The 23926-nt window shown below is 52.1% G+C and carries 24 protein-coding genes and 1 riboswitch; of the genes, 9 read left to right on the forward strand and 15 right to left on the reverse strand.

Features of this window, described 5'->3' with window-relative positions:
- Window positions 1-14 precede the first annotated feature (14 nt).
- Complete coding sequence (locus FDX14_RS16915; protein ID WP_137349910.1) at window positions 15-2501, forward strand: fimbrial biogenesis outer membrane usher protein; 2487 nt, start codon at window positions 15-17, stop codon at window positions 2499-2501.
- Entirely contained in the window at window positions 2473-3480 is a 1008-nt protein-coding gene (locus FDX14_RS16920; RefSeq protein WP_137349911.1) for a fimbrial protein, read from the forward strand. Before FDX14_RS16915 ends, FDX14_RS16920 begins: the two co-directional genes overlap by 29 nt.
- A 53-nt stretch (window positions 3481-3533) precedes the next feature.
- Here FDX14_RS16920 and FDX14_RS16925 read toward each other — a convergent pair whose 3' ends face one another.
- Window positions 3534-3860 carry an RcnB family protein gene (locus FDX14_RS16925; protein WP_032940076.1) on the reverse strand — a complete coding sequence of 109 codons (327 nt, stop codon included), beginning with the start codon at window positions 3858-3860 and terminating at the stop codon, window positions 3534-3536.
- Between the two features lie 243 nt (window positions 3861-4103).
- Window positions 4104-4200, forward strand: a riboswitch (TPP riboswitch).
- A 31-nt stretch (window positions 4201-4231) separates the two neighbouring features.
- On the opposite strand from FDX14_RS16925, the gene thiM reads away from it, so the two are divergent.
- Genes thiM through FDX14_RS16940 form a run of 3 tightly spaced genes read left to right on the forward strand, consistent with a single transcriptional unit; the run spans window position 4232 to window position 6605 of the window.
- Window positions 4232-5020 carry a hydroxyethylthiazole kinase gene (gene thiM, locus FDX14_RS16930; RefSeq protein ID WP_042307380.1) on the forward strand — a complete coding sequence of 263 codons (789 nt, stop codon included), beginning with the start codon at window positions 4232-4234 and terminating at the stop codon, window positions 5018-5020.
- Window positions 5017-5817: a bifunctional hydroxymethylpyrimidine kinase/phosphomethylpyrimidine kinase gene (thiD, locus tag FDX14_RS16935; protein ID WP_042307381.1), complete on the forward strand. Its 801-nt coding sequence runs from the start codon at window positions 5017-5019 to the stop codon at window positions 5815-5817. Before thiM ends, thiD begins: the two co-directional genes overlap by 4 nt.
- A gap of 41 nt (window positions 5818-5858) precedes the next feature.
- The gene (locus FDX14_RS16940) at window positions 5859-6605 is read left to right on the forward strand and encodes a GntR family transcriptional regulator (RefSeq protein WP_042307383.1); all 747 of its coding nucleotides are present in this window, start codon (window positions 5859-5861) and stop codon (window positions 6603-6605) included.
- Here FDX14_RS16940 and FDX14_RS16945 read toward each other — a convergent pair.
- The 3 genes from FDX14_RS16945 to FDX14_RS16955 are packed head-to-tail and all read right to left on the reverse strand — an operon-like array spanning window position 6579 to window position 9822.
- Window positions 6579-7547 carry a PfkB family carbohydrate kinase gene (locus tag FDX14_RS16945; protein WP_137349912.1) on the reverse strand — a complete coding sequence of 323 codons (969 nt, stop codon included), beginning with the start codon at window positions 7545-7547 and terminating at the stop codon, window positions 6579-6581. The two genes, FDX14_RS16940 and FDX14_RS16945, sit on opposite strands and share 27 nt — an antisense overlap.
- The gene (locus tag FDX14_RS16950) at window positions 7544-8548 is read right to left on the reverse strand and encodes an ADP-ribosylglycohydrolase family protein (protein WP_137349913.1); all 1005 of its coding nucleotides are present in this window, start codon (window positions 8546-8548) and stop codon (window positions 7544-7546) included. Before FDX14_RS16950 ends, FDX14_RS16945 begins: the two co-directional genes overlap by 4 nt.
- Window positions 8545-9822 carry a nucleoside permease gene (locus FDX14_RS16955; RefSeq protein WP_079223493.1) on the reverse strand — a complete coding sequence of 426 codons (1278 nt, stop codon included), beginning with the start codon at window positions 9820-9822 and terminating at the stop codon, window positions 8545-8547. Before FDX14_RS16955 ends, FDX14_RS16950 begins: the two co-directional genes overlap by 4 nt.
- Before the next feature lie 252 nt (window positions 9823-10074).
- Between FDX14_RS16955 and fbaB the strand changes: the two genes are divergently transcribed.
- Window positions 10075-11127, forward strand: a complete 1053-nt coding sequence (fbaB, locus tag FDX14_RS16960) for a class I fructose-bisphosphate aldolase (protein WP_137349914.1) — start codon at window positions 10075-10077, stop codon at window positions 11125-11127.
- 21 nt (window positions 11128-11148) lie between these two features.
- Here the strand turns inward: fbaB and yegS are convergent, their stop codons facing one another.
- From yegS to FDX14_RS16995, 7 genes are all read right to left on the reverse strand, one after another.
- Entirely contained in the window at window positions 11149-12048 is a 900-nt protein-coding gene (yegS, locus tag FDX14_RS16965) for a lipid kinase YegS (RefSeq protein WP_137349915.1), read from the reverse strand.
- Between the two features lie 131 nt (window positions 12049-12179).
- On the reverse strand, window positions 12180-12911 hold the full coding sequence (artJ, locus tag FDX14_RS16970; protein ID WP_061382043.1) for an arginine ABC transporter substrate-binding protein ArtJ: 732 nt from the start codon (window positions 12909-12911) through the stop codon (window positions 12180-12182).
- 178 nt (window positions 12912-13089) lie between these two features.
- Window positions 13090-13758 (reverse strand): arginine ABC transporter permease ArtM, encoded by a 669-nt coding sequence (gene artM, locus FDX14_RS16975; RefSeq protein WP_003844364.1) that lies wholly within the window; start codon window positions 13756-13758, stop codon window positions 13090-13092.
- The gene (artQ, locus tag FDX14_RS16980; RefSeq protein WP_006683859.1) at window positions 13758-14474 is read right to left on the reverse strand and encodes an arginine ABC transporter permease ArtQ; all 717 of its coding nucleotides are present in this window, start codon (window positions 14472-14474) and stop codon (window positions 13758-13760) included. Before artQ ends, artM begins: the two co-directional genes overlap by 1 nt.
- Before the next feature lie 6 nt (window positions 14475-14480).
- On the reverse strand, window positions 14481-15212 hold the full coding sequence (gene artI, locus FDX14_RS16985; protein WP_003027298.1) for an arginine ABC transporter substrate-binding protein ArtI: 732 nt from the start codon (window positions 15210-15212) through the stop codon (window positions 14481-14483).
- 16 nt (window positions 15213-15228) lie between these two features.
- Window positions 15229-15957, reverse strand: coding sequence for an arginine ABC transporter ATP-binding protein ArtP (gene artP / locus FDX14_RS16990; protein WP_003027295.1), 729 nt, complete (start codon window positions 15955-15957; stop codon window positions 15229-15231).
- A 227-nt stretch (window positions 15958-16184) separates the two neighbouring features.
- Window positions 16185-16700: a lipoprotein gene (locus FDX14_RS16995; protein ID WP_137349916.1), complete on the reverse strand. Its 516-nt coding sequence runs from the start codon at window positions 16698-16700 to the stop codon at window positions 16185-16187.
- 126 nt (window positions 16701-16826) lie between these two features.
- On the opposite strand from FDX14_RS16995, the gene FDX14_RS17000 reads away from it, so the two are divergent.
- Both FDX14_RS17000 and FDX14_RS17005 read left to right on the forward strand, forming a co-directional pair.
- Window positions 16827-17150: a heavy metal-binding domain-containing protein gene (locus tag FDX14_RS17000; protein ID WP_001160725.1), complete on the forward strand. Its 324-nt coding sequence runs from the start codon at window positions 16827-16829 to the stop codon at window positions 17148-17150.
- Window positions 17147-17977, forward strand: a complete 831-nt coding sequence (locus FDX14_RS17005; RefSeq protein ID WP_137349917.1) for an N-acetylmuramoyl-L-alanine amidase — start codon at window positions 17147-17149, stop codon at window positions 17975-17977. The genes FDX14_RS17000 and FDX14_RS17005 overlap by 4 nt, the downstream gene beginning before the upstream one ends.
- Here FDX14_RS17005 and FDX14_RS17010 read toward each other — a convergent pair.
- The 4 genes from FDX14_RS17010 to poxB form a co-directional block, all read right to left on the reverse strand.
- The gene (locus FDX14_RS17010) at window positions 17974-18987 is read right to left on the reverse strand and encodes a 3-beta-hydroxysteroid dehydrogenase (protein WP_038641874.1); all 1014 of its coding nucleotides are present in this window, start codon (window positions 18985-18987) and stop codon (window positions 17974-17976) included. The two genes, FDX14_RS17005 and FDX14_RS17010, sit on opposite strands and share 4 nt — an antisense overlap.
- A gap of 97 nt (window positions 18988-19084) precedes the next feature.
- On the reverse strand, window positions 19085-20515 hold the full coding sequence (locus tag FDX14_RS17015) for an SDR family oxidoreductase (RefSeq protein WP_137349918.1): 1431 nt from the start codon (window positions 20513-20515) through the stop codon (window positions 19085-19087).
- A 10-nt stretch (window positions 20516-20525) separates the two neighbouring features.
- A complete protein-coding gene (gene ltaE / locus FDX14_RS17020; protein WP_038641868.1) occupies window positions 20526-21527 on the reverse strand; it encodes a low-specificity L-threonine aldolase in 1002 nt (333 codons plus the stop codon).
- 36 nt (window positions 21528-21563) lie between these two features.
- Window positions 21564-23282, reverse strand: a complete 1719-nt coding sequence (gene poxB, locus FDX14_RS17025; RefSeq protein ID WP_042307401.1) for a ubiquinone-dependent pyruvate dehydrogenase — start codon at window positions 23280-23282, stop codon at window positions 21564-21566.
- Window positions 23283-23435: 153 nt separating this feature from the next.
- On the opposite strand from poxB, the gene FDX14_RS17030 reads away from it, so the two are divergent.
- Complete coding sequence (locus tag FDX14_RS17030) at window positions 23436-23870, forward strand: DoxX family protein (protein WP_042307402.1); 435 nt, start codon at window positions 23436-23438, stop codon at window positions 23868-23870.
- Window positions 23871-23926: the final 56 nt, after the last annotated feature.

The following is a 23926-nucleotide window of genomic DNA, read 5'->3' on the forward strand; positions in this document are numbered from 1 at the left end:
TATGAGGTGTGGCTATGTTAAGGATAACTCCACTTGCTTCTGCGATCTTTTTGCTGCTGTTTTCAGGCCAGTTATTTGCTGAAGAGGAAACTTTTGATACCCACTTTATGATGGGGGGATTGAAGGGCGAAAAAATTAGTAATTTTAGTTTCAATGGTGAAAAACCGTTACCTGGCACCTATGATTTAGATCTTTATCTAAACAATCAATGGCGTGGTAAGTATGAGCTCAACGTGAAGGATGAACCTGATGAGACCTGCTTAAGCTGGAGTCTCGTTCATCGTCTGGGCATTAAGTCTGAAGGGATTAAAGCTGATAAAGATGCACAGTGCGTCCCGCTAAAAGCGGCGTTGCAGGGCGGAACGTCAACGTTTGATATGAGTCGATTTCGCCTTGATCTCAATGTCCCGCAAGCTTTTGTCAATGAGCTTGAATACGGTTATGTCGAACCTGAAAACTGGGATCGCGGGATTAATGCGCTATATACGTCATATTATGTCAGCCAATACTATAGCGATTACAAAGACGCAGGTAACAGTAAAAATACCTTTGCGCGCTTCAATAGCGGGTTAAATTTATTTGGTTGGCAACTGCACTCTGATGCCAGTTACAACAAAACTGATGATAGTAGCGGTGAGTGGAAGAGTAATACTCTTTATCTGGAACGTGGGATCCCTGAAATCCTCGGAACGTTGCGCGCAGGCGATATGTATACATCATCCGATATTTTCGATACCGTGCGGTTTCGCGGGGTACGCTTATATCGTGATATGCAGATGCTCCCGAACTCAAAGCAGAATTTTACGCCGTTAGTGCAGGGGATCGCGCAAAGCAATGCCCTTGTTACTATTGAGCAAAATGGTTTTATCGTGTACCAGAAAGAAGTGCCGCCGGGACCTTTCTCAATTGCTGATTTACAGTTAGCTGGCGGGGGGGCAGATCTTGATGTGAGTGTAAAGGAAGCGGATGGAACGGTTACGACCTATCTGGTTCCTTATTCCTCCGTACCCAATATGCTGCAGCCTGGCGTATCTAAGTATGATTTTGTCGCGGGTCGCAGCCATATAGAAGGGGCCAGTAACCAAAGTGATTTTGTTCAGGCCAGCTATCAGTATGGCTATAATAATCTCTTAACGCTGTACGGCGGCACAATGCTTGGGGATCACTATAATGCCTTTACGCTGGGGACTGGCTGGAATACGCGTATTGGCGCTGTTTCTTTTGACGCCACGCAATCACATAGTAAACAGGATAATGGCGATGTTTTTGACGGACAGAGTTATCAGGTCGCCTGGAATAAATATCTTACGCAAACAGGTACGCGTTTCGGCTTAGCTGCCTATCGATATTCTTCCCGAGATTACCGAACTTTTAACGATCATGTGTGGGCGAATAATAAAAATAATTATCACCGTGACGAAAATGATGTTTACGATATAGCTGATTATTATCAGTATGATTTTGGCCGTAAAAATAGTTTTACAGCCAACATCAATCAATCTCTTCCTGAAGGTTGGGGATCCGTATCGCTAAGCACATTGTGGCGTGACTACTGGGGGCGTAGCGGTAGTAATAAAGATTACCAGTTGAGCTATACCAACAGCTGGCAGCGTATTAGTTATACGCTTTCGGCCAGTCAGGCTTACGATGAAGATCATAATGAAGATAAACGTTTCAACATTTTTATCTCTATACCGTTTAATTGGGGAGATGGCGTATCAACCCCACGGCGACAAATGTATCTCTCAAACTCGACTACGTTTGATGATGATGGCTTTGCGTCAAATAACACCGGTATTAGCGGTATTGCAGGTGATCGTAATCAGTTTAATTATGGCGTAAACCTGAGTCATCAGCGGCAAGATAGCGAAACGACGGCCGGAGCAAATCTGACATGGCGAGCTCCTGTGGCAACGGTTAATGGGAGCTATAGTCAATCGTCAAAATATAAACAGAGCAGCGGAAGCCTGTCTGGTGGGATAGTGGCATGGTCTGGGGGAGTTAATCTGGCAAACACATTCTCGGATACTATTGCGATAGTGGAGGCGCCAGGACTTGAAGACGCCTATATCAATGGACAGAAATATCGGGTCACAAACAGCAAAGGGACCGTGGTATATGATGGTATGACACCGTATCGCGAGAATATGCTGACGCTGGATGTGTCTAATTCGCATAGTGAAACAGAGTTACAAGGTAACCGTAAAAGTGTTGCGCCATATCGCGGAGCTGTGGTCAAAGCTCGCTTTGATACAGACCAGCGTAAACCCTGGTATTTTAAAGCACTGCGACCGGATGGTTCCCCATTAACCTTTGGTTATGAAGTGGAAAGCGAACAGGGCGAAAATATTGGTCTGGTTGGGCAAGGCAGTATGTTGTTTATTCGCACTAATGACGTACCTGCAAAAATAAAAGTTGCCATTGATAAACAACAAGGACGTTACTGCACAATATCCTTCAATCAGGAGATTGATGCCAGTAAGACATACTCTTGCCAGTAAAAGGATGATGATGATGAGATGGATATTGTTGATGGTATTAACATTATGCTCTTTTTGGGCACAGGCTGATAAATGTGACTTTGTTCTTCCGGGAGATATTACGGGGGCATATTCATTCACCCCAGATGCAATGTCAGGTACGCTTTCTGGTGGCGTTTTTTCCTCTGGTCAGGACAGCATGGTCATACTGCAATGTACCTCAAAAGAGAATGCCTGGTTGAAGGCGGCAATGGCCTTTATGCGTAGTAATGAATATGCATTTAAGGTTGGTAGTAAATACTATATTATTTCATTTTCAGTGAGTTATAATTCAGGTAATCCCCCTGAAAGTAAAATGCAATATACGCTATCCGACTTTTTTAACATGGCAGGGTTGGTCCTGAATTATAAAATTGTTGAAGCGTCAAGCCCTGGCAGTGCAACGATTATCGCGCCTGGTGCAACTATTCCACTGGTTACTGAGTTAACGCTCGATTATTGTCAAGGAAAAGAGGATAAATGTAACCCTAAAAAAATAATATATAATCTGAATGTTACTATTCTTATCGATATCACAACCTGCTATTTTGGCAATCAGGAAATTGATCTTGGCGTTATTAACATTAAAGATCTTGATAAGAAGGAATTTGAGCTTCATCCGGTAAAATTCACCTGTCAGGCAAGCGGGGCAGGAAGTCTAAAATTTACACCGGATAATCTGTTATTTTATTTTGAACCCATGAGTCAATTGGCTCCAGATGCGGTTACGCTGACTAATGACTATGGTACTGCGGCGAACAGCGCAGGCTCAGTGGGATTTCAGTTATCCATGGATGGTATCAACAGTATTCAGTATGGAAGTCATAATCTTTACCGATCTGAGGAAGTGACAGGGAATACGGTGCCAATCAATATCTATGCCCGCACCAGAACGTACGCAGGAAAAGTCACGGCTGGGGATACAATGAGTCGGGTAAAAGTTGTTGTAGATTATAACTAAAAATGTCAGTTTGACAGAAAGTTGACGCACCCAATAATGTTGGGTGCGTTTTTTTAGCGATGATAAAAAATCTCGCCGTCGTAGGCTTTAATGATCTTAGCATCGGCATCATTGACCAGCACATACGCGCCGCCCATATAGGTCCAGTGGGTACCTGCCGTCGGTGCGGGCAGGTTGCGCAGATTCCACTGCTTAATGGTGTATTCGCTGGTGAGATACAGTGGTGGAACTTTGTCACCGGGTTTGAAATGGGTAAAGTCAGCAATAAAACTTTTTAGCTCATATTGATCAATACCCTTTGCGGCAGCAGTAGCTGTAGGCGCGGCCCAGACAGTGCTGGTTACGAGCAACAGCGCGCCCAGCAACATTTTCTTCTTCATACCCATCCTCTCTACCTGTTCGGGTCATCAAAATCAGTCATGTATGATTCCTGGCTAACAGGACATCTGACAAGCATTATTTTGTGATCACTCCAGTAATTTCGTAAAAAGTGTAAATGAAAGTACAGAAATCCGGCAACTGTGACCAGAGGTTTAGCGGCGAAGCATCAGCGTGCCGTGCCGATTTACATCATCAGACACAGGCAGTATCCTGTTGCTGAAACCAGCATATTACGTTTGTGTTTCAACGACTCGGGGTGCCCTTCCTGGTGAAGGCTGAGAAATACCCGTACCACCTGATCTGGATAATGCCAGCGTAGGGAAGTCTGACACTGCTCGTGTCCCTTCTTCGCGCGGGCAGGAGCTGAACCATGCAGCCTGACCTGCACAGCCGCGCGCTCGCGGCCCACGCCTTACACCAATTTAGAACGCTTTCCCCACTTGTACACTGTATGACCAATGAGGTCGTGCAAAACTTTACCGCCAATACGCTGTTGGCGTTAGGCGCATCACCTGCGATGGTGATTGAGCCCGAGGAAGCCAGCCAGTTTGCGGCTATCGCCAGCGCGTTGCTGGTTAACGTCGGCACGCTTACTCGTGACCGGGCCACGGCGATGCGCGCTGCCGTTGAGCAGGCATACCTTGCTAAAACCCCCTGGGCGCTCGATCCCGTTGCCGTGGGCGCTCTTGAGTTTCGCCGCCGCTTTTGTCTGGATTTACTGTCGCTACAGCCAGCCGTAATTCGCGGTAATGCCTCGGAAATACTGGCGCTGGCGGGGATGAACGGCGGGGGGCGTGGCGTGGATACGACCGATACGCCAACCGCTGCGCTTGGCGCGGCCCAGGCGTTGGCTCGTGAGGTAGGGACCATCGTCGTGGTGACCGGCGAAGTGGACTATGTTACCGATGCTCAGCGTACCGTCTGCGTGAATGGCGGCGATATATTGATGACGCGCGTGGTCGGCACAGGTTGCGCGCTATCTGCGGTCGTTGCGGCCAGCTGTGCCTTGCCCGGCGACCGGCTTGATAACGTCGCCTCCGCCTGTAGCTGGATGAAGCAGGCTGGACAAATCGCCACGCAACAATCGACCGGACCGGGCAGTTTTGTCCCTGCATTTCTCGACGCCCTCTATAACCTGAACGCGCAGGAGCAAGCATGAAACGGATTAACGCATTAACGATCGCCGGAACCGATCCCAGCGGTGGCGCGGGTATTCAGGCCGATTTAAAAACTTTCTCCGCGCTTGGTGCTTACGGCTGTTCGGTGATCACCGCGTTGGTGGCGCAAAATACGCGCGGGGTGCAGTCGGTGTATCGCATTGAACCTGACTTTGTCGCCGCACAACTGGACTCGGTGTTCAGCGATGTACGTATCGATACCACCAAAATCGGCATGCTGGCGGAAGCGGATATTGTTGAAGCGGTGGCCGAACGTTTGCACCGCCATCGGGTGCAAAATGTCGTACTGGATACGGTGATGCTGGCGAAAAGTGGCGATCCGTTACTGTCGCCCGCGGCGGTAGAAACGCTGCGTACCCGTTTGTTGCCGCAGGTTTCAATTATCACCCCAAATTTGCCGGAGGCAGCGGCATTGCTCGGCGCATCGCATGCGCAAACTGAGCAGGAGATGTTAGAACAGGGAAGGGAGCTGCGAGCGCTGGGCTGTGAGGCGGTGCTGATGAAAGGCGGTCATCTGGAGGATGCGCAAAGCCCGGATTGGCTGTTTACCCGTGATGGCGAACAGCGTTTTACTGCGCCAAGGGTGATGACCAAAAATACCCACGGTACCGGTTGTACTCTTTCCGCAGCGCTGGCGGCGCTGCGTCCACGGCATAACAATTGGGCTGATACGGTACAGGAAGCCAAACTGTGGCTTTCGGCGGCGCTGGCACAGGCTGACACGCTGGAAGTGGGTGAGGGAATTGGTCCGGTGCATCATTTCCACGCGTGGTGGTAATGAGTATACTGGCTGCAGAAACGGCTGCAGGAAAAAGATAAATGGAACAAGCGCATACCCAGCTTATCGCGCAACTGAATGAACGCATTGCAGCGGCAGATAACACGCCGCTGTATATGAAATTTGCGCAAACGGTGAAAAACGCTGTGCGCAGCGGGATTCTGGAGCATGGCAATATCCTGCCCGGCGAGCGTGATCTCAGCCAGTTGACTGGCGTGTCGCGGATTACGGTACGCAAGGCGATGCAGGCTCTGGAGGAAGAAGGCGTGGTGACACGCGCCCGCGGTTACGGGACGCAGATCAACAACATCTTCGAGTATTCGCTCAAAGAAGCGCGGGGTTTTTCGCAGCAGGTCGTTTTACGCGGAAAAAAACCAGATACGCTGTGGGTCAACAAGCGCATTGTGCCTTGCCCGGAAGAGGTGGCGCAGCAGTTGGCTGTTGCTGTCGGGAGTGAGGTCTTCCTGCTCAAACGTATTCGCTATGTCGATGAAGAAGCCGTTTCTATTGAAGAGTCATGGGTACCGGCCCAACTAATCCATGATGTGGATGCCATCGGCGTTTCGCTGTACGACTATTTTCGCAGCCAGCATATCTTCCCGCAGCGTACGCGTTCACGCGTCAGCGCCCGGATGCCAGACGCGGAGTTCCAGGCTCACATTCAAATGGACAGCAAAGTGCCGGTGCTGGTGATCAAGCAGGTAGCGCTTGACCAGCAGCAACGGCCCATTGAATACAGCATCAGCTATTGCCGAAGCGATCTATACGTCTTTGTGTGCGAGGAGTAACGCCTCTCGCGAGGGGGCGCAATCGCCGCCGCGATGCCCGACTACCCAGGAAGCCACCGCATTGCCCAGCAGTACCGCATCAGCCAGCGGCCAGCCTGACGCCAGTCCGGCCAGCATGCCGCCAGCGTGGCTGTCGCCCGCGCCAATGGTATCAACGACGGTGGTCTTAAATGCTGGCACGCAACCGGATGTTTGCGCGCTGAAATACCACGCGCCGTCTTTATCGTGGCGTATCACCACCGGCGCGGCGAAACGGCGCACCCACTCTGCTCCAAAACCCTCTACATCCTGGCTTAATGCAAACCGCTCGGCGGCAATTTCGGCCTCCTGTCGATTGAGCGATACTAGCGGGCGGCAGGCCATGATTCGCGCCATTAAGTCGTCTGAAATATCGCCGATTCGCGGACCAAAATCGATAAATGGCGTCACGTCTTCCAGACCTTCCAGCCACTGTACCAGCAGCTCGCCACATGGAGAGGTTAACTGATAGCCTGACAGATAGACCAGGCTGTTACGCGGGATGTTCAGACGCGCCAGCCAGTCGGCGTTCCACTGGTTTTCGACGCCGCTAAAAGACATAAAGGTACGTTCGCCATCCGGTTCCACCAGCGCCAGACACCAGCCGTTATCGCCTTCCGCGTTGTCGATCAGGCTATGCAATCCCTCTTTTGCCATCCGGTTGCGGATAATATCGGCCCATACCCCCTGACCCAGCGGTAGCGCATTGCTGGCGTTGATACCTAATCGCTTAAGCGCAACGGCAATATTGAGCGCGCAGCCGCCAATGTTAACGCCTTGCTGTTTAAGCTCGATATCACATCCGCGCCATGGGAGGGCATACGCATCGGCAATGACATCAATGACCGCTGCCCCCACCACCGTGACCGGCCTGTGTGAACCTAACTGCGGGATAAGTTGTTGCAGACGCGAGGTGCTGTTCATAGCGCCTCCCGTTGTCCGCGCAGTCGCAGTAATCCGCTGGCATAGCGGGTAAAGTCCAGCTGATTTACCGCATCCAGTTCCTGTTTCAATGCCGGGTTAATCGCGCTTACGCCATGCAGCGCACCGCAAATGGCGGTCGCCATTGCCCCGATGGTGTCGGTATCGCCGCCAAGATTCGCGCACAGAATGGCGCAGCGGTTAGGATCGGTCTGCGACAGTTCGACCATCGCGATGGCGCAGGGCACGGACTCAATGGTGCTGGTTCCGGCCCCAACGACCTGGTACAACTGCTCGCTGGCGGACTCTATACCATCGGCATGACGGACGATTTTTAGCGCCAGTTCAAGGCGGGCAGAGAGCGAGGCGCTAAAGGTGGTGATCCGTTTTTGCTGCGCATGTCGGGCAATGGCAGGCAGCGTGTCAACAATCTCGGACCATTTTCCTCCGTCGATAGCACGCGACACCGCCCACGCGATGACGACTGCGCCGGCGATAGCCAGATCCGATTTATGCGTCGGGCTGGAGGCCAGTGCCACGTCATCAATAAAGGTATCGAGATCGCGCACGGGCAGTAGGCATCCCAGCGGCGAAACGCGCATTGCCGCCCCGTTAGTGACGCCATTATTTTCCAGTTCGGCAACTGGTTTACCGTTGCGAATGGCATTTAGCGCAATTTTTGACGTTGGACCAAGCACGTTTTTATTAAAAGCATCGAAACGTTCGGCCCAGGCCAGAATATTGCGGCCAATAACGTCTGGGACTATCTTTCCGTCACATTCAAGCAGGGCATCAGCCAGACACAAGGCCATGGATGTGTCATCGGTAAATTCCGCCTGGTTAAAATAGCAGGCGGCATTATTTTCCGCAGGTCCAGGCAAGAAACGGTCGATCCAACCGAAGTGTGCTTTTACCCGGGTTCTTGGCCACAGTTCCGACGGCATGCCCATCGCATCCCCTAACGCCTGCCCATAAAGAGCACCGAGAATACGTTCTGCTTTCATTCCACTTCCCCTTGTTTCAACGCTACATCGCGATCATCCACCTTAATGGCGGTAATTTCTTTGTCTGATTCGCGAAAGAAAATCATAAACAGCACGGCAATGACGGCGATCATGATCGCGCCAAATCCCCACATGCCCGCCCAGTTGAAGGTGAGACCATTAACCGGTTCCTTATAGGCAAACATTTTTTCCATCATTACGCCGCCCAGGCGATAACCCAGCAGGCTGCCGAATCCCTGACAGCAGAGCGTGATAAGCCCTTGCGCTGCGGTGCGCATGTGTACCGGCGCTTTTTTATCGACATAGATATAGGCCGTAACGTAGTAGAAGTCATAACTGACGCCGTGTAGCAGAATGCCGAGAAACAGCAGGGCATAAGTGAAATATTCTTCCGCACCGCCGTAAACGAAGAATCCGTAGCGGATAGCCGCAGTAATAAGACCAAGCAATAATACCTTTTTAATGCCAAAGCGTTTGGTGAAGAACGGCAGCGCCAGCATAAAGAAGATTTCAGAGAACTGGCCCAGCGTCATCCAACCGGTGGCATTTTTCATCCCAACTTCTGTCAGATAACCGTTGGCGAAGATGTAATAAAACGCCAGCGGCATGGCAAACAGGAATGAGCAACAGAAAAAGACGAGGAAGTTCTTATCCCGCAGCAGGATCAGCGCATCCAGCCCCAGCATGACTTTGAAATCCATCTTGCCGGTACTTTTCGGCGGCGTATCCGGTAAAAAGAACGCAAAAACGCCTAACAGCGCGGAACTTCCGGCCGTGACAAGCAGGGGAATATTGGTGGGGGAAATATCGCTATAGCCGAGCATTTGCGGCAAGAAGCCGCAGGCCAAACCAGACGCAATCCAGCCAATGGTGCCCATCACGCGAATGCGTGGGAAATCACGCTCAACGTCCGGTACGTTGGCAAAAGCGATACTGTTGGTTAACGCAATTGTCGGCATGTAGGTCAGTGAATAGGCCAGTAACAGCGGGAAGAATCCGCTGAAGGTGGTTTGCTGCGCGGCGAAGTACATCAGGATAGCGCCGACAAACATCAACACGGCGAGGACTTTTTGCGCTGAGAAGAAGCGGTCAGTGATAGAGCCAACCAGAATCGGCGACAGGATCGCGGCAATGGCGGTACAGGCGTATGACCAACCAATTTCACCCGCGGTAAAGCCACTTTTGCTGAGCCACAGCCAAAGTGGGACAAACCAGGCGCCCCAGATAAACCACTCAACAAACATCATGAACGACAGCTTAACTGTAGTTTTCATCTTTAAATCCTTCATGACAGGTAAGGTACGCGTTGATAGTACCACCTGATAATACCTTTAAAATACCTTTGTGGTCTAAATTTGACCGCCTTAACACTATTTCTTCCTGAATCGTTCCAGCGGAAATCGCTGAAAAGTGCGCTAAAGATGGAAAAAAAGCGCAGTCGGTACCAGGCTTATTGCTGCCCGCAAAAAAGCGGGTCAGGATAATTCACATTCCGATTATTAATCGGAACTTACGGGAGCATAGCTATGACTGATATTGCGCAGTTGCTTGGCAAAGATGCCGACAGCCTTTTACAGCATCGTTGTATGACCATTCCTTCTGACCAACTTTACCTGCCAGGACATGATTACGTTGATCGCGTAATGGTTGATAACAACCGTCCGCCAGCCGTACTGCGTAATATGCAGACGCTGTATAACACGGGGCGCCTGGCTGGAACAGGGTACCTGTCGATTCTTCCGGTGGACCAGGGCGTGGAGCATTCCGCCGGGGCATCGTTTGCGGCTAACCCGTTGTACTTTGATCCAAAGAATATCGTGGAACTGGCAATCGAAGCAGGGTGTAACTGCGTGGCATCGACCTATGGCGTGCTGGCTTCTGTTTCCCGCCGTTACGCGCACCGTATTCCGTTCCTTGTGAAGATTAACCACAATGAAACGCTCAGTTATCCCAATACGTTTGACCAGACGTTATATGCCAGCGTCGAGCAGGCGTTCAATATGGGCGCGGTGGCGGTCGGGGCGACTATTTATTTCGGTTCTGAGGAGTCTCGACGTCAGATTGAAGAGATTTCTGCCGCGTTTGAGCGTGCCCATGAACTGGGTATGGTCACCGTACTGTGGGCTTATCTGCGTAACTCCGCGTTTAAGAAAGACGGCGTGGATTATCACGTCTCCGCCGATCTCACCGGTCAGGCTAACCATCTGGCGGCCACCATTGGGGCGGATATTGTGAAGCAGAAAATGGCGGAAAATAACGGCGGATACAAAGCCGTTAACTTTGGCTACACCGACGATCGCGTCTACAGCAAGCTGACCAGCGATAACCCGATTGACCTGGTACGCTATCAGTTAGCGAACTGCTATATGGGTCGCGCCGGATTAATTAACTCTGGCGGCGCTGCCGGTGGAGAAACCGATCTGAGCGATGCGGTACGTACGGCGGTCATTAATAAACGTGCTGGCGGTATGGGGCTGATCCTTGGACGCAAAGCTTTCAAGAAAACCATGGACGACGGCGTTAAGCTGATTAACGCCGTGCAGGATGTTTATCTGGACAGCAAAGTCACCATTGCCTGATTCCGGCGGGGTGCCGTTTTGTTAGCGCAACAACGGGCAACCCGGCGGCAGTCTGCAACGTAGCGCCGCGGGCAGGATTTCAATATGAAATTCCTGTCCCCTGAGCGGTTCGCCATCAAGATTAAAGGTAATTTCGTGTGGGGCGCGGATATCAAACCACGATGAAGCGCCATCAATGATATTAGGGTTGTCTTCAGATTGCGTTAACGCTGAAAGCAGCCCAGGCAGCAACTCCTCGCCGGTGAAAATGCGCAGTTGCAGCAGACCGTCGTTAATCAGCGCCGTCGGGCAAAGCTGTTGTCCACCACCGGCCTGGCGGCCATTACCAATCCCAATCACCAGCGCTTTGCCCTGCCAGTGAAAATCTTCTCCACGGATGTCGCAGACGTCGGGTTTGAGCGTATCCATGCGCATTAAACCGTGAATAAAATACGATACGCCGCCCAGCGCGGCTTTGAGTTTTTCTGGCGTTTCGGTGGTGATGCGTGTACCGAAGCCGCCGGTCGCCATATTGATAAAACAGGTTTTATCATTGACCTGTACCATATCTATTTCAGCGGCATTTGCGGCAATAGCCAGCTTTAACGCTTTATCAAGGTCGTCGGGTATACCCACGCTGGTGGCAAAGTCATTCGCCGTTCCCAACGGTAAAATACCCAGAGCGGGAATATTGCCCCCCTGTGACTGGATTAGCGCTGTCGAGACTTCGTTGATCGTGCCGTCGCCGCCGCCGGCAATCACCGTTGCAACGCCTAATCGACGCGCTTCATCCACGTAACGTTGAGCGTCGCCTTTTTCCCAGGTGACGCGAACATGGATTTCCACACCCTCATCACGCAGATTTGCAATGGCGTCACGTAGGGGAAGATTATCAGCACTTTTTCCATTGAGGATCAGCAAGCTGGCAGGAAACGCTATCATCCTTATGCCTCATTCTTTATCGTTTTAACTAGTGTATGCCATGAATGCATTTATGGCGTAAGAACTGACTGAAAGCGCAGACGAAGAGATAAAAAAAAGCCGCGGTTGCGGCTTTTCAGATTGAGCGGAAATTACTGCGGGAACCACTGATCGCTGATTTTTTGGTAGGTGCCGTCCGCTTTGATGGCGGCCAGCGCGTTATTCAGTTTTTCCAGCAGGGCTTTGTTATCCGGGCGAACCGCAATGCCAAGACCGGTACCGAAGTATTGTGGGTCGGTCACTTTGTCGGTAGCCACGCCTAATTGCGGGTTAGTTTTCAGCCACTCGTTAACGACGGCGGTATCGCCAAATACGCCATCAATACGGCCATTTTTTAGGTCGATAATCGCATTCTGATAGCTGTCATAGGCCACGGTTTTCACTTCAGGATGTTTGTCCTGCAGGTATTTCTGGTGCGTGGTGCCGTTTTCCATACCGATGCGTTTTCCTTTCAGATCGGCAAAGGTTTTATAGGCGTCTTTCTTGGCAATAACCAGCGCGGAGTTAGCATAGTAAGGCTGAGTGAACGCAACCTGTTTGCTACGCTCAGGCGTGATATCCATTCCGGAAATCACTGCATCATATTTTTTGAATTTCAGCGCGGGGATCAGGCTGTCGAAAGCATGATTGGTAAAAGTACATTCCGCCTGCATTTGTTTGCACAGCGCCGTTGCCAGGTCAATGTCAAAACCAACAATTTTGTTGCTCGCGTCCAGCGATTCAAATGGCGGATAAGTCGCTGATACACCAAAGCTAATTTTATCAGCGGCTGAGGCGCCAGCGGCGAAAGTAGCCAGTAATGCGGCCAGTACTAACTTTTTCATGGTGGAACTCCCGTCTGTCAATCTTATGATGATTTACCGTGTCTGCGGCGTGAATTAACAATGCCATTTAATGAATTTATATGCAATAAAAATGATTAAGTATTTTATTGGTATAAAAAAAGACGGGCGGTTGTTAGACTTGCCCGTCTTTTGTTTTTCGCTTTATGCAGTTATCGGCTTAATTTCTATGTTCAAACGCCAGCGCTTTACGTTCGATTAAGCGCATCATCAGCGTCAGCAAACCGTTGACGATCAGGTAAATCACGCCCGCCGCGCCGAAGACCATGACGTCATAAGTGCGACCATAGAGCAGCTGACTATAACCCATGACTTCCATCAGCGTGATGGTGTAAGCCAGTGAGGTACTTTTAAACACCAGCACCACTTCGTTGGAATACGAGGAGAGGGCGCGTTTAAAGGCATATGGCAACAGAATCGCCAGCGTATCCTTTTTGCTCATCCCCAATGCACCGCATGACTGCCACTGGCCTTCCGGGATGGCGCGGATAGCGCCGTAGAACAGTTGCGTGGTGTAAGCCGCACTGTTTAACGACAGCGCAATTAACGCGCACAGCCACGGTTCGGAGAGCAGATGCCACAGTACCGGATACTCCTGCAGCGTCGGGAACTGTCCTGGCCCGTAGTAGATCAGGAAGATTTGCACCAGCAACGGCGTACCGGTAAACAGCGTGATATAGGCGCGGACCAGCCAGACCAGTACCGGCGTTTTTAGCGTCAGGATGACGGTGAAAATCAGTGCCAGCACCAGAGCAACAACGATGGAGGCGACCGTCAGCGTCAGGCTGGTATGCAGCCCTTTTAACAATTCAGGTAAATACTCGAGCATCAGCCTGGTCTCCGCTCAAAACGTGTCGCGCGCAGGTCAATGCGTTTGAGAATGTACTGACTCACCAGCGTAATCACCAGGTAAATAGCTGCCGCCACAATGTACCAGGTAAAAGGCTCCTGGGTACGCGTGGCAATGCTTTTGGTTTGCAGCATCAGATCGTTCACGCTGATTAGGCTGACCAGTGCGGTATCTTTCAGCAATACCAGCCACTGGTTACCCAGTCCCGGCAGAGCGTGACGCCACATCTGCGGCATCACCAGGCGAAAGAAGATCGCGGCTTTAGATAAACCCAACGCCTGACCCGATTCCCATTGTCCGAGTGGTACGGCCTTCAATGCGCCACGCAGCGTTTGCGACGCATAGGCGGCGTACAGCAAAGACAGCGCAATCACACCGCACAGGAACGGACTGACGTCGAAGTTTTCGATCTGCATCTGTACCGGGATGTCTACAAACCCGAGATTAATCGTAAAACCATCGGCCAGCGTCAGCAGCAGTTGCGAGGAGCCGAAATAGATAAACAGAACCACCAGAATTTCTGGTAACCCGCGCAGAATGGTAACCAGCGCTGAACCTGCCCATGCCACCGGACGCCATTTTACGGACTCCCAGACGGCAAAAAACATGGCGAGCGCGAGGCCAATGATTAGCGCACAAACCGCAAGGCCGACGGTCATCCCGGCGGCGCTTGCTAACGGAAAAAATTCATTCATCAAATATTACTTCTGGAACCATTTGTTGTAGATGGTCTCGTAAGTCCCATCTTTCTTCACTTTTTCCAGTGCAGCGTTAAATTTCTGCTGCAGCTCAGTGTTGCCCTGACGCACCGCGATGCCCAGACCCGTACCGAAGTAATCTTTATCCGTCACTTTGTCGCCAACCGCAGCCAGTTTTGGATTGTCTTTCAGCCACTCGGTTACCACTGCGGTATCACCGAATACACCGTCAATGCGACCGTTTTGCAGATCGAGTTTGGCATTCTGATAGCTGTCATATGGTACGGTGGTCACTTCCGGATGCTTATCCATGATGAATTTCTGGTGCGTAGTCCCGTTTTGTACGCCAACTTTTTTGCCTTTCAGCTGATCAATGCTGGTGTATTTACCCTGCTGGCCAACAAACAGCGCAGAGTTGTCGTAGTAAGGGGTGGTAAACAGGACCTGTTTTTCACGCTCAGGCGTGATGTCCATGCCTGCCATCACTGCGTCAAAACGACGGAATTTCAGGCTTGGGATCAGGCTGTCGAATGCCTGATTGGTAAACGTACAGGTAGCATCGATCTCTTTACACAGCGCGTTCGCCAGATCAACGTCAAAACCTACGATCTTGTTATTCGCATCGATAGATTCAAACGGAGGATAAGACGCTTCGGTAGCGAAACGAATGGTTTGGGCTGCGGTAGCGGAAAGGCTAAAACCTGCGATTAGCGCGGCAATCAGAACTTTTTTCATTGTATTGTCCCGAATCTTAGTGAGAAAGATAGTTTTTAAACGCTTCGGTTTGCGGGTTGGCAAAGCAGCTCGCATCCCCAAACTCGACGATATGACCGTTTTCCATATACACCACACGACTGGCCGTTTTACGAGCAACTTCCACTTCGTGGGTGACGATCACCTGAGTAATGTTGGTTTCCGCCAGCTCACGAATGATGCTGACGATTTGCGCGGTAATTTCCGGATCAAGCGCGGCGGTCGGTTCGTCAAACAGCAGTACCTGTGGTTCCATCATCAACGCGCGGGCAATTGCCACACGCTGCTGCTGGCCGCCGGAGAGATGCAGCGGATAACGATCGCTGTAGGGCTTCAGACGCAGACGTTCGAGCAGTTTCTCGGCGCGCGCCATTGCCTGCTCTTTTGTCAGACCGAGCACACGGCAGGGCGCTTCAATCAGATTCTGTACAACCGTGAGGTGCGGCCAAAGATTATATTGCTGAAAAACCATACCCACGTTCTGGCGCAGATCGCGAATAGCTTTATCTGACGGCGTTTTCGTGAAGTCGAAACGGTTACCCGCAATAGAGAGCGTGCCCGAGCGCGGCATCTCAAGCAGGTTGAGTACGCGCAGTAGCGAGCTTTTCCCGGCTCCACTAGGGCCAAGTAACACCAGTGTTTCACCCTGAGGGCAATCCAGCGTGATATCGAACAGCGCCTGATGTGCGCCGTAGAAGCAGTTAATGCCGTTTAATTGAATACTCATTGACACTCGTATGCTGGCAGTCTGATAGCTATTGAAGCCGCAGATACTACCTTTGACAGAATAGTTATGCAATATTTATGCGTTAAAAGTTAAATGCAAACCGCATTCTTATCTAAACATAGCACAAAATAGCGGGGCCACCAGTGGGCAAGAATAATTGTCGGCATTCTATGCAGAATGCCAGACAATTTATGGGGTTTATGAAACAGGCGGGTGAATGGGGGCGACTAGCGGTTTTCCACAGACTGGCGCAGCGTCCCGGCTGGCGCGTGTACGCTGCCGCCCAGATAGCGGACGTCGTCTACTACCCAGCACTGGCCTTCGCGGATCATCAGCACTTCGTCACGCCAGCTTTGGTCACCCTGTTTCAGCTCTACGCGCAGCGGAATGTTGCGTGCATCACTATTCGGAATAGTCGATGCGCTGGCGACGCTGGCTCTATCTGGTAACGTAGAGCGGCTAGAGAACGGATCGCTGTTAAACAGATCGCGATGCGCGTTATCACGGCTGGCATCGGTCAGCAGTTTAGCCAGATAGTCGCTGAGGTATGGACGAAGGGCGGTAATGTCATTGTTTCGATGCTGAATACGGTAATCATAGAATTGTTGAGCCACGCTGTCTGGCCCGCCTTCTACGCATGCACCGCTACGCGTGCCGTTATCTTTATAGGCCGGAGTCACGGTAGTACAGGCGCTGAGAAGTAGTGCACATGGAACCAGCAGAGAGAGTTTCGAGTAGCGCATAATGATTTCCTTATTAGCTTTCTACTATTAGTGTTCTACGTTGATAGAATATATCCTTTCAATGATAGTGGATCGGTTCGATAATGCTTTTGAGATCGTGCTCTTAGCGCAAAAAGGAGATTAACCATGCAGTTTTCAACTACCCCAACGCTTGAAGGGCAGAGCATCGTGGAATACTGCGGTGTGGTGACGGGTGAAGCCATTTTAGGCGCGAATATCTTCCGTGATTTCTTCGCTGGCATTCGCGATATTGTCGGCGGCCGCTCCGGCGCGTATGAAAAAGAGTTGCGCAAAGCGCGCGAAATTGCTTTTCAGGAGCTGGGTGAACAGGCGAAAGCGCTGGGTGCTGATGCGGTCGTCGGTATCGACATTGATTACGAAACCGTGGGTAAAGATGGCAGCATGTTGATGGTGAGCGTCAGCGGTACTGCGGTGAAAACTCGCCGATGAAGCGTCTGTTGTGGCTGCTGGCATTGACGCTGCTGCTGGCGGGCTGCGCTGGCGAAAAAGGGATTGTCGATAAAGACGGATATCAGTTGGATACCCGCCGTCAGGCGCAGGCCGCTTACCCGCGCATTAAAGTGCTGGTTATCCATTACACGGCCGATGATTTTGACGCTTCTCTGGCTACGCTGACCGATAAAAACGTCAGTTCACACTATTTGATCCCGGCTGTGCCGCCGCTTTATCACGGCAAGCCGCGTATCTGGCAACTGGTCCCGGAAAAAGATTTGGCCTGGCATGCGGGGATTAGTTTCTGGCGCGGCGCGACGCGGATTAACGATACCTCGATTGGCATTGAGCTGGAAAACCGCGGCTGGCAAAAAGCGGCGGGAACGAAATATTTTGCCCCGTTTGAGCCAGCGCAGATTCAGGCGTTGATCCCACTGGCGAAGGACATTATTGCTCGCTACGACATCAAGCCGCAAAACGTGGTGGCTCATGCGGACGTCGCACCGCAGCGTAAGGACGATCCTGGCCCATTGTTTCCATGGAAACAGCTGGCTGCACAGGGAATCGGCGCATGGCCAGACGCCCAGCGCGTGGCGTTTTATCTTGCCGGCCGAGCGCCCCATGCGCCGGTGGAAACCGCATCGTTACTCGATCTGCTGTCGCGCTATGGTTATGAGGTGAAACCCGAAATGACGCCGCGTGAACAGCAGCGAGTGATTATGGCATTCCAGATGCACTTCCGCCCGACGTTGTGGAACGGCGTGGCGGATGCAGAAACGCAGGCGATTGCGGAGGCCTTGCTGGAGAAATACGGGCAGGGTTAACGTGGTAGCTTACCGTGGTCGCGCAGCCAGGCCGCGGTACGCTCAATCCCTTCATCCAGCGTGACGATGGGCTGGTAACCTAACTCTTCCTGAGCGCGGGTGGTATCCAGCGTAAAGTCAAAATTCAGCTTCGAGACGCCGTAGTGCGTAAGCTTTGGCTCTTTCGCCGATTTATTGCCCAGACGCTCCATGCTGCGAGCAATCATGTCCAGCATCGGGTAGGGCACCGAGCGGATTCGGCAATCAATATTCAACTCGTCGATCAGCTTCTGCACGATACTGCGCAGCGTTCGATGCTCGCCGTTAGTAATGTTGTATGCGCGGCCTGACGGCAGGTTATCGCAGGCTTCCTGGCTTACCAGCCACATCGCGTGTACCGCGTTCTCATAATAGGTCATATCCACCAGCGCACTTCCACCGTGCGGCAACAGGATGCTGCCGTAGTGGTACATCATGTGGGCCAGACGGGGGATAAAAACTTTATCGTGAGGTCCGAACAGACTTTGCGGGCGCAATACTGTGAAGCGGGTCTGCGGGTTAGCCTGTGCGAGCAGTGCAATCACATCTTCACCAGCCGCTTTACTGCGGGCGAATTCATTGGCGAAGCGATGTGGTCGGAAGTCTTCTTTGATATCCCGATGGTGGTGATAGTCAAAATAGAGCGACGGAGAGGAGATATGGATAAAGTTACGTACGCCCCAGGCAACGGCCCATTCGCCCAGACGGCGGGTAGCACGAACGTTGGCCAGATCGAAGGCTTCCTGCGTTCCCCACGGCGAGGTAAAACTGGAGCAGTGCCACAGCGTGTCGATACCTGCGAGCATGACCTTTGCCTGCGAAGAGACCAGTTCGGTCAAATCCGCATGCACAAATTCTGCGCCCATTTTCTCCAGCAGCTTGCCCATCGCTTCGTTGCGACCGGTGGCTCTGACGCTGACGCCTTTGCTGCATAGAAACTCAACCGCATTTCGGCCCAAGCCGCTGGTGGCTCCGGTAACCAGTACCTTCATATCAATCCACTGTGTTTAAAAAACATCGTGCGCATTCTTCCGTGAAATACGCCTGTATGCAATGGGAAACGTGAAAGAATACAGTCTCTTTTTGTCATTAGTCTGTGATTTGTTCTGCAAGTTTGGCGATACGCTTTGCCATCCCTCTGAAAATGAACAGATGAGCCGGGATCATCAACAACCAGTAGAAGAGACCGGGCATGCCGTGCGGATGCCACCAGGCGCGTACATCGATGCGCCGATGATCGCCTTTATCTTCCAGTGTAAAGCTTAAACGGCCTAATCCCGGCGCTTTCATGCCAAACAGCAGTGTGAGCTGTTTTTCTGGCTCAACGATGATCACTTTCCAGCTATCCACGGCATCGCCAACCTGCAACAACGGGTTTTCCGGGCGGCCTTTTGCCAGCTTATGGCCGACCAGCAGGTCCAGCGCGGCGCGCGTCTTCCACAAAAAATTGCCAAAGAAATAGCCTTCTTTCCCGCCGAGTCGGTTCACCACTTGCCACAGCGCTTTCAGACTGGCGGAGGTGTCGACGCTAAAGCCAGCCTGTTTGGCAAAATAGCCATATTCGGGACGCCAGCGGGCGAATGCCTGAGCGTCATACCCCCAGTCGCTGGAGTTAACCAACTTCTGTTCTTCTTTCAGCGTGCTGCGCACTGCGTCATCAAAGGGGATCAGCTTTTGTGGGATCAGCGCGCGTAGCTCAGCGTCATCGGCCAGCAAGTCATGCTTTAAGCCTTGTATCAGCGCCTTTGCCGTAGTGGGCGGTACCGACGTAATAACATTCAAAAACCACACCGAAATCCAACTGGTCGGAAAGGGGATAGGGATCAACAAGCGGTGCTTGCCGCTGACTGCCATAAAATGTTCGAACTGTTCCTGATAGCTTAATACCTGCGGCCCTGCGGCTTCGAGTATGCGGTGATGGCTTGTGGGATGGTCCAACAGCGCCACCAGATAGTACATCAAATTTTCCAGCGCGATGGGCGTGGTACGCGAACGTACCCAGCGCGGAGGCGTAAGTACCGGCAGGTTGTAGACCATATCGCGCATTATTTCAAAAGCGGCGGAACCCGCCCCGACGATAATGCCTGCACGCAGTTCGGTCACCGGTACGTCTGACTCGCGCAAAGTGTCTGCGGTTATCTGTCGCGCACGCAGATGATCGGATTGTTCATGCCGGGGAGCCTGCAACGAGCTCAGGAAAATAAGCTGTTTGACGGGGATGCTACGTAGCGCATCACGCACGTTCATCGCGACCTGGCGCTCATGAGCGATAAAATCACCGCCTTCACCCATGCCATGGACCAGATAATAAACCGTATCAACATCCGTCAGCAGCGGCGTCAGGTTATCAGGCCAGGTTAAGTCGACTTTGTGGCAACTGACGTTAGCCAGTTGCAGTTTTTCCAGACGTTCAATACGGCGTGCCGCAGCCAGCACCTGGTGCCCTTGCTGGCTGAGCGCCTGTACCAGATGCTGACCAATGTAGCCACTGGCGCCAAGAACCAAAATCCGTTGCGGCACGCCCATCTCCTTAGCGAGTTAAAAAAGCGCGCCAGTGGGCGGCGACTTCGGCAAGTTGTTCACGCGATACGTCCAGATGCATCACCAGGCGTACAATTGGGGAGGCGTTAATCAGTACGCCTTGCGCCTTCATATACTCGCCCAGCGCAGCAGCGTGCTCTTCGCCAACGCGGACAAACAGCATGTTGGTATCGTGACGCATGACGTCTGCGCCTGCTTCGCGCAGCTGTTCCGCCATCCAGGCCGCATTGTCATGGTCTTCCTGTAAACGCGCCACGTTATTTTTCAACGCATACAGTCCGGCCGCAGCCAGAATCCCGGCCTGACGCATTCCGCCGCCGGTCATTTTACGCCAGCGGATAGCACGTTTGATGTAGTCGTGACTACCGACCAGCAGTGAGCCTACCGGCGTCCCCAGACCTTTGGAGAGACAAATGGTGAACGAGTCGCAGTATTGCGTGATCTCTTTCAGCTCACAGCCGTAAGCAACGACGGCGTTAAAAATACGCGCGCCATCAACGTGCAGAGCCAGATTGCGCTCACGAGTGAATTCCCAGGCATCTTTCAGATACTCGCGTGGCAGCACTTTGCCGTTGTGGGTGTTTTCCAGACTAAGCAGACGTGTGCGGGCAAAATGGATATCATCCGCTTTGATTTTTGCCGCCACTTTGTCCAGCGGTAAGGTGCCATCCGGCGCGGCATCGATAGGCTGCGGCTGGATGCTGCCGAGCACCGCAGCGCCACCCGCTTCGTAGAGATAGTTATGTGCGCCCTGGCCTGCGATATACTCTTCACCGCGCTGGCAGTGGCTGAGCAGCGCAACCAGGTTCGCCTGAGTGCCGGTAGGTAAGAAAATAGCAGCTTCTTTGCCAGAAAGCTCAGCAGCGTATTGCTGGAGAGCGTTAACGGTAGGGTCATCTCCGTATACGTCGTCCCCGACCGGGGCCGCCATCATCTCTTCCAGCATGGCGCGGCTCGGCCGGGTTACGGTATCACTGCGTAAATCAATCACGGGCATTCCTTTTTTAGTGAGGTAATGCCCTCTGTTTTACCTGAGCCAGTTAGTTTTCGCCAGTTCCATCACTTCATCACCGCGTCCACTGATGATTGCGCGCAACATATACAGGCTAAAACCTTTCGCTTGTTCGAGTTTGATCTGCGGCGGGATGGCTAACTCTTCTTTCGCCACCACCACATCGACCAGTACCGGACCGTCAATCGACATCGCCCTTTGCAGTGCCTCATCGACCTCTGAGGATTTCTCCACACGAATGCCCGTAATGCCGCAGGCTTCGGCAATCCGCGCGAAGTTGGTGTCATGCAGCTCCGTGCCGTCGGTCAGATAACCGCCAGCCTTCATCTCCATCGCCACAAATCCCAGTACGCTGTTGTTGAAGACGATAATCTTTACTGGCAGCTTCATCTGGACAACCGACAGAAAATCGCCCATCAGCATGCTAAAACCACCGTCACCGCACATGGCGATGACCTGGCGTCCCGGTTCGGTCGCTTGTGCGCCGAGTGCCTGTGGCATAGCGTTCGCCATCGACCCGTGATTAAACGACCCGAGAAGGCGACGTTTGCCGTTCATTTTCAGATAGCGTGCAGCCCAAACCGTTGGGGTACCAACATCGCAGGTAAAGATAGCGTCGTCAGCGGCAAAATGGCTGATCTGCTGCGCCAGATACTGCGGATGAATGGCTTTATCGCTCGGTTTGGCTAAATCATCCAGACCCTTGCGCGCCTCACGATAGTGCTCCAGCGCTTTGTCTAAAAACTTCCGCTCGGTTTTTTCCTCCACCAACGGCAACAGGGCGCGGAGAGTGGATTTAATATCGCCCACCAGCGCCATATCAACTTTACTGTGCGCGCCGATGCTCGCCGGATTGATATCAATCTGAATAATTTTGGCGTCGGTGGGGTAGAACGGGCGATAGGGAAACTGGGTGCCGAGCAGGATCAGCGTGTCGGCATTCATCATGGTGTGGAATCCGGATGAAAAGCCAATCAGCCCGGTCATACCGACGTCGTACGGGTTGTCGTATTCGACGTGCTCTTTACCCCGCAGGGCGTGGACAATCGGCGCTTTGATTTTTGCCGCAAACTCTACCAGTTCTTGATGCGCACCGGCACAGCCGCTGCCGCACATCAGGGCGATATTGCTGGAATAACGCAGTAGTTGCGCCAGTTTTCTGAGTTCTTCTTCTTCCGGGGTGACGACCGGTAACGGCGCATGATACCAGTGCGTGCTGGCGCTTTCCGGCGCGGGCTTCAGTGCGACGTCGCCGGGTAATACCACCACCGAGACGCCACGATTTAATACGGCTTTACGCATGGCAATGGCGAGTACCTGCGGGATCTGTTCAGGGCTGGAAACCAGCTCGCAATAGTGGCTACATTCGCGGAACAACTCTTGCGGGTGGGTCTCCTGAAAATAACCGCTGCCGATCTCACTGGAAGGGATATGTGCGGCAATCGCCAGGACCGGAACATGGTTGCGGTGGCAATCAAACAGACCATTGATCAGGTGCAGGTTGCCTGGTCCACATGAACCGGCACAGACGGCCAGTTCACCAGTTAGCTGCGCTTCTGCGCCAGCTGCGAAGGCGGCAACTTCTTCATGACGGGTCGGCATCCAGTCAATCGTTCCCATGCGATTGAGACTGTCACTGAGGCCATTTAATGAATCACCCGTTACGCCCCAAATGCGTTTAACGCCAGCTTGTTCGAGGGTTTTAGCAATAAAAGCGGCAACCGTTTGTTTCATGGTTTTCCATCTCCTTTAATGTGATACCGGTTACAAGTTTAGATGAAGATGATAGTTATGCTTCTCATTTCCCCCTTATTTTCGGCAGCTTACATTTCGAGCAGATAACGCGTAGTTTGATATCTGGCATGGTGAAACAAGGAATGAATTCAAATGGTTACTAAACTATTAAATGCAGTTAACCGAACGCTGACTCATGAAGACTTTGGCAAGTTTCTGTTACGCATCGCCGTTGGTGGATTGATGCTGTTTCATGGCTTACATAAATTGTTCTCCGGTATTGATGGCATCAGCGGCATGCTGGTAGCGAAAGGTTTTCCGGGCTTTATTGCTTACGGCGTTCTGTTGGGGGAAGTCGTTGCGCCTTGCCTGATTATCCTTGGGATCCTGACCCGTCCGGCGGCGTTGGGGCTGGCCTTTACGATGGTGGTGGCATGGCTGATGGTCGGGATGGGCGAAACCTGGTCACTGGATAAAACTGGCGCATGGGCGATTGAGAGTCTGGTGTACTTTTTTATCGGTGCGCTGGCTGTCGCGTTTTTAGGGGCGGGGCGTTTCTCGGTGGCAAGGAATTCGGCCTGGCGGTAAAAAAAGGCCGGATATGGCGTAAACGCATTATCCGGCCTGGAGCAGCTACGAAGGGG

This window comes from Citrobacter sp. wls710, from assembly GCF_005281115.1.
Taxonomy (GTDB): domain Bacteria; phylum Pseudomonadota; class Gammaproteobacteria; order Enterobacterales; family Enterobacteriaceae; genus Citrobacter; species Citrobacter werkmanii.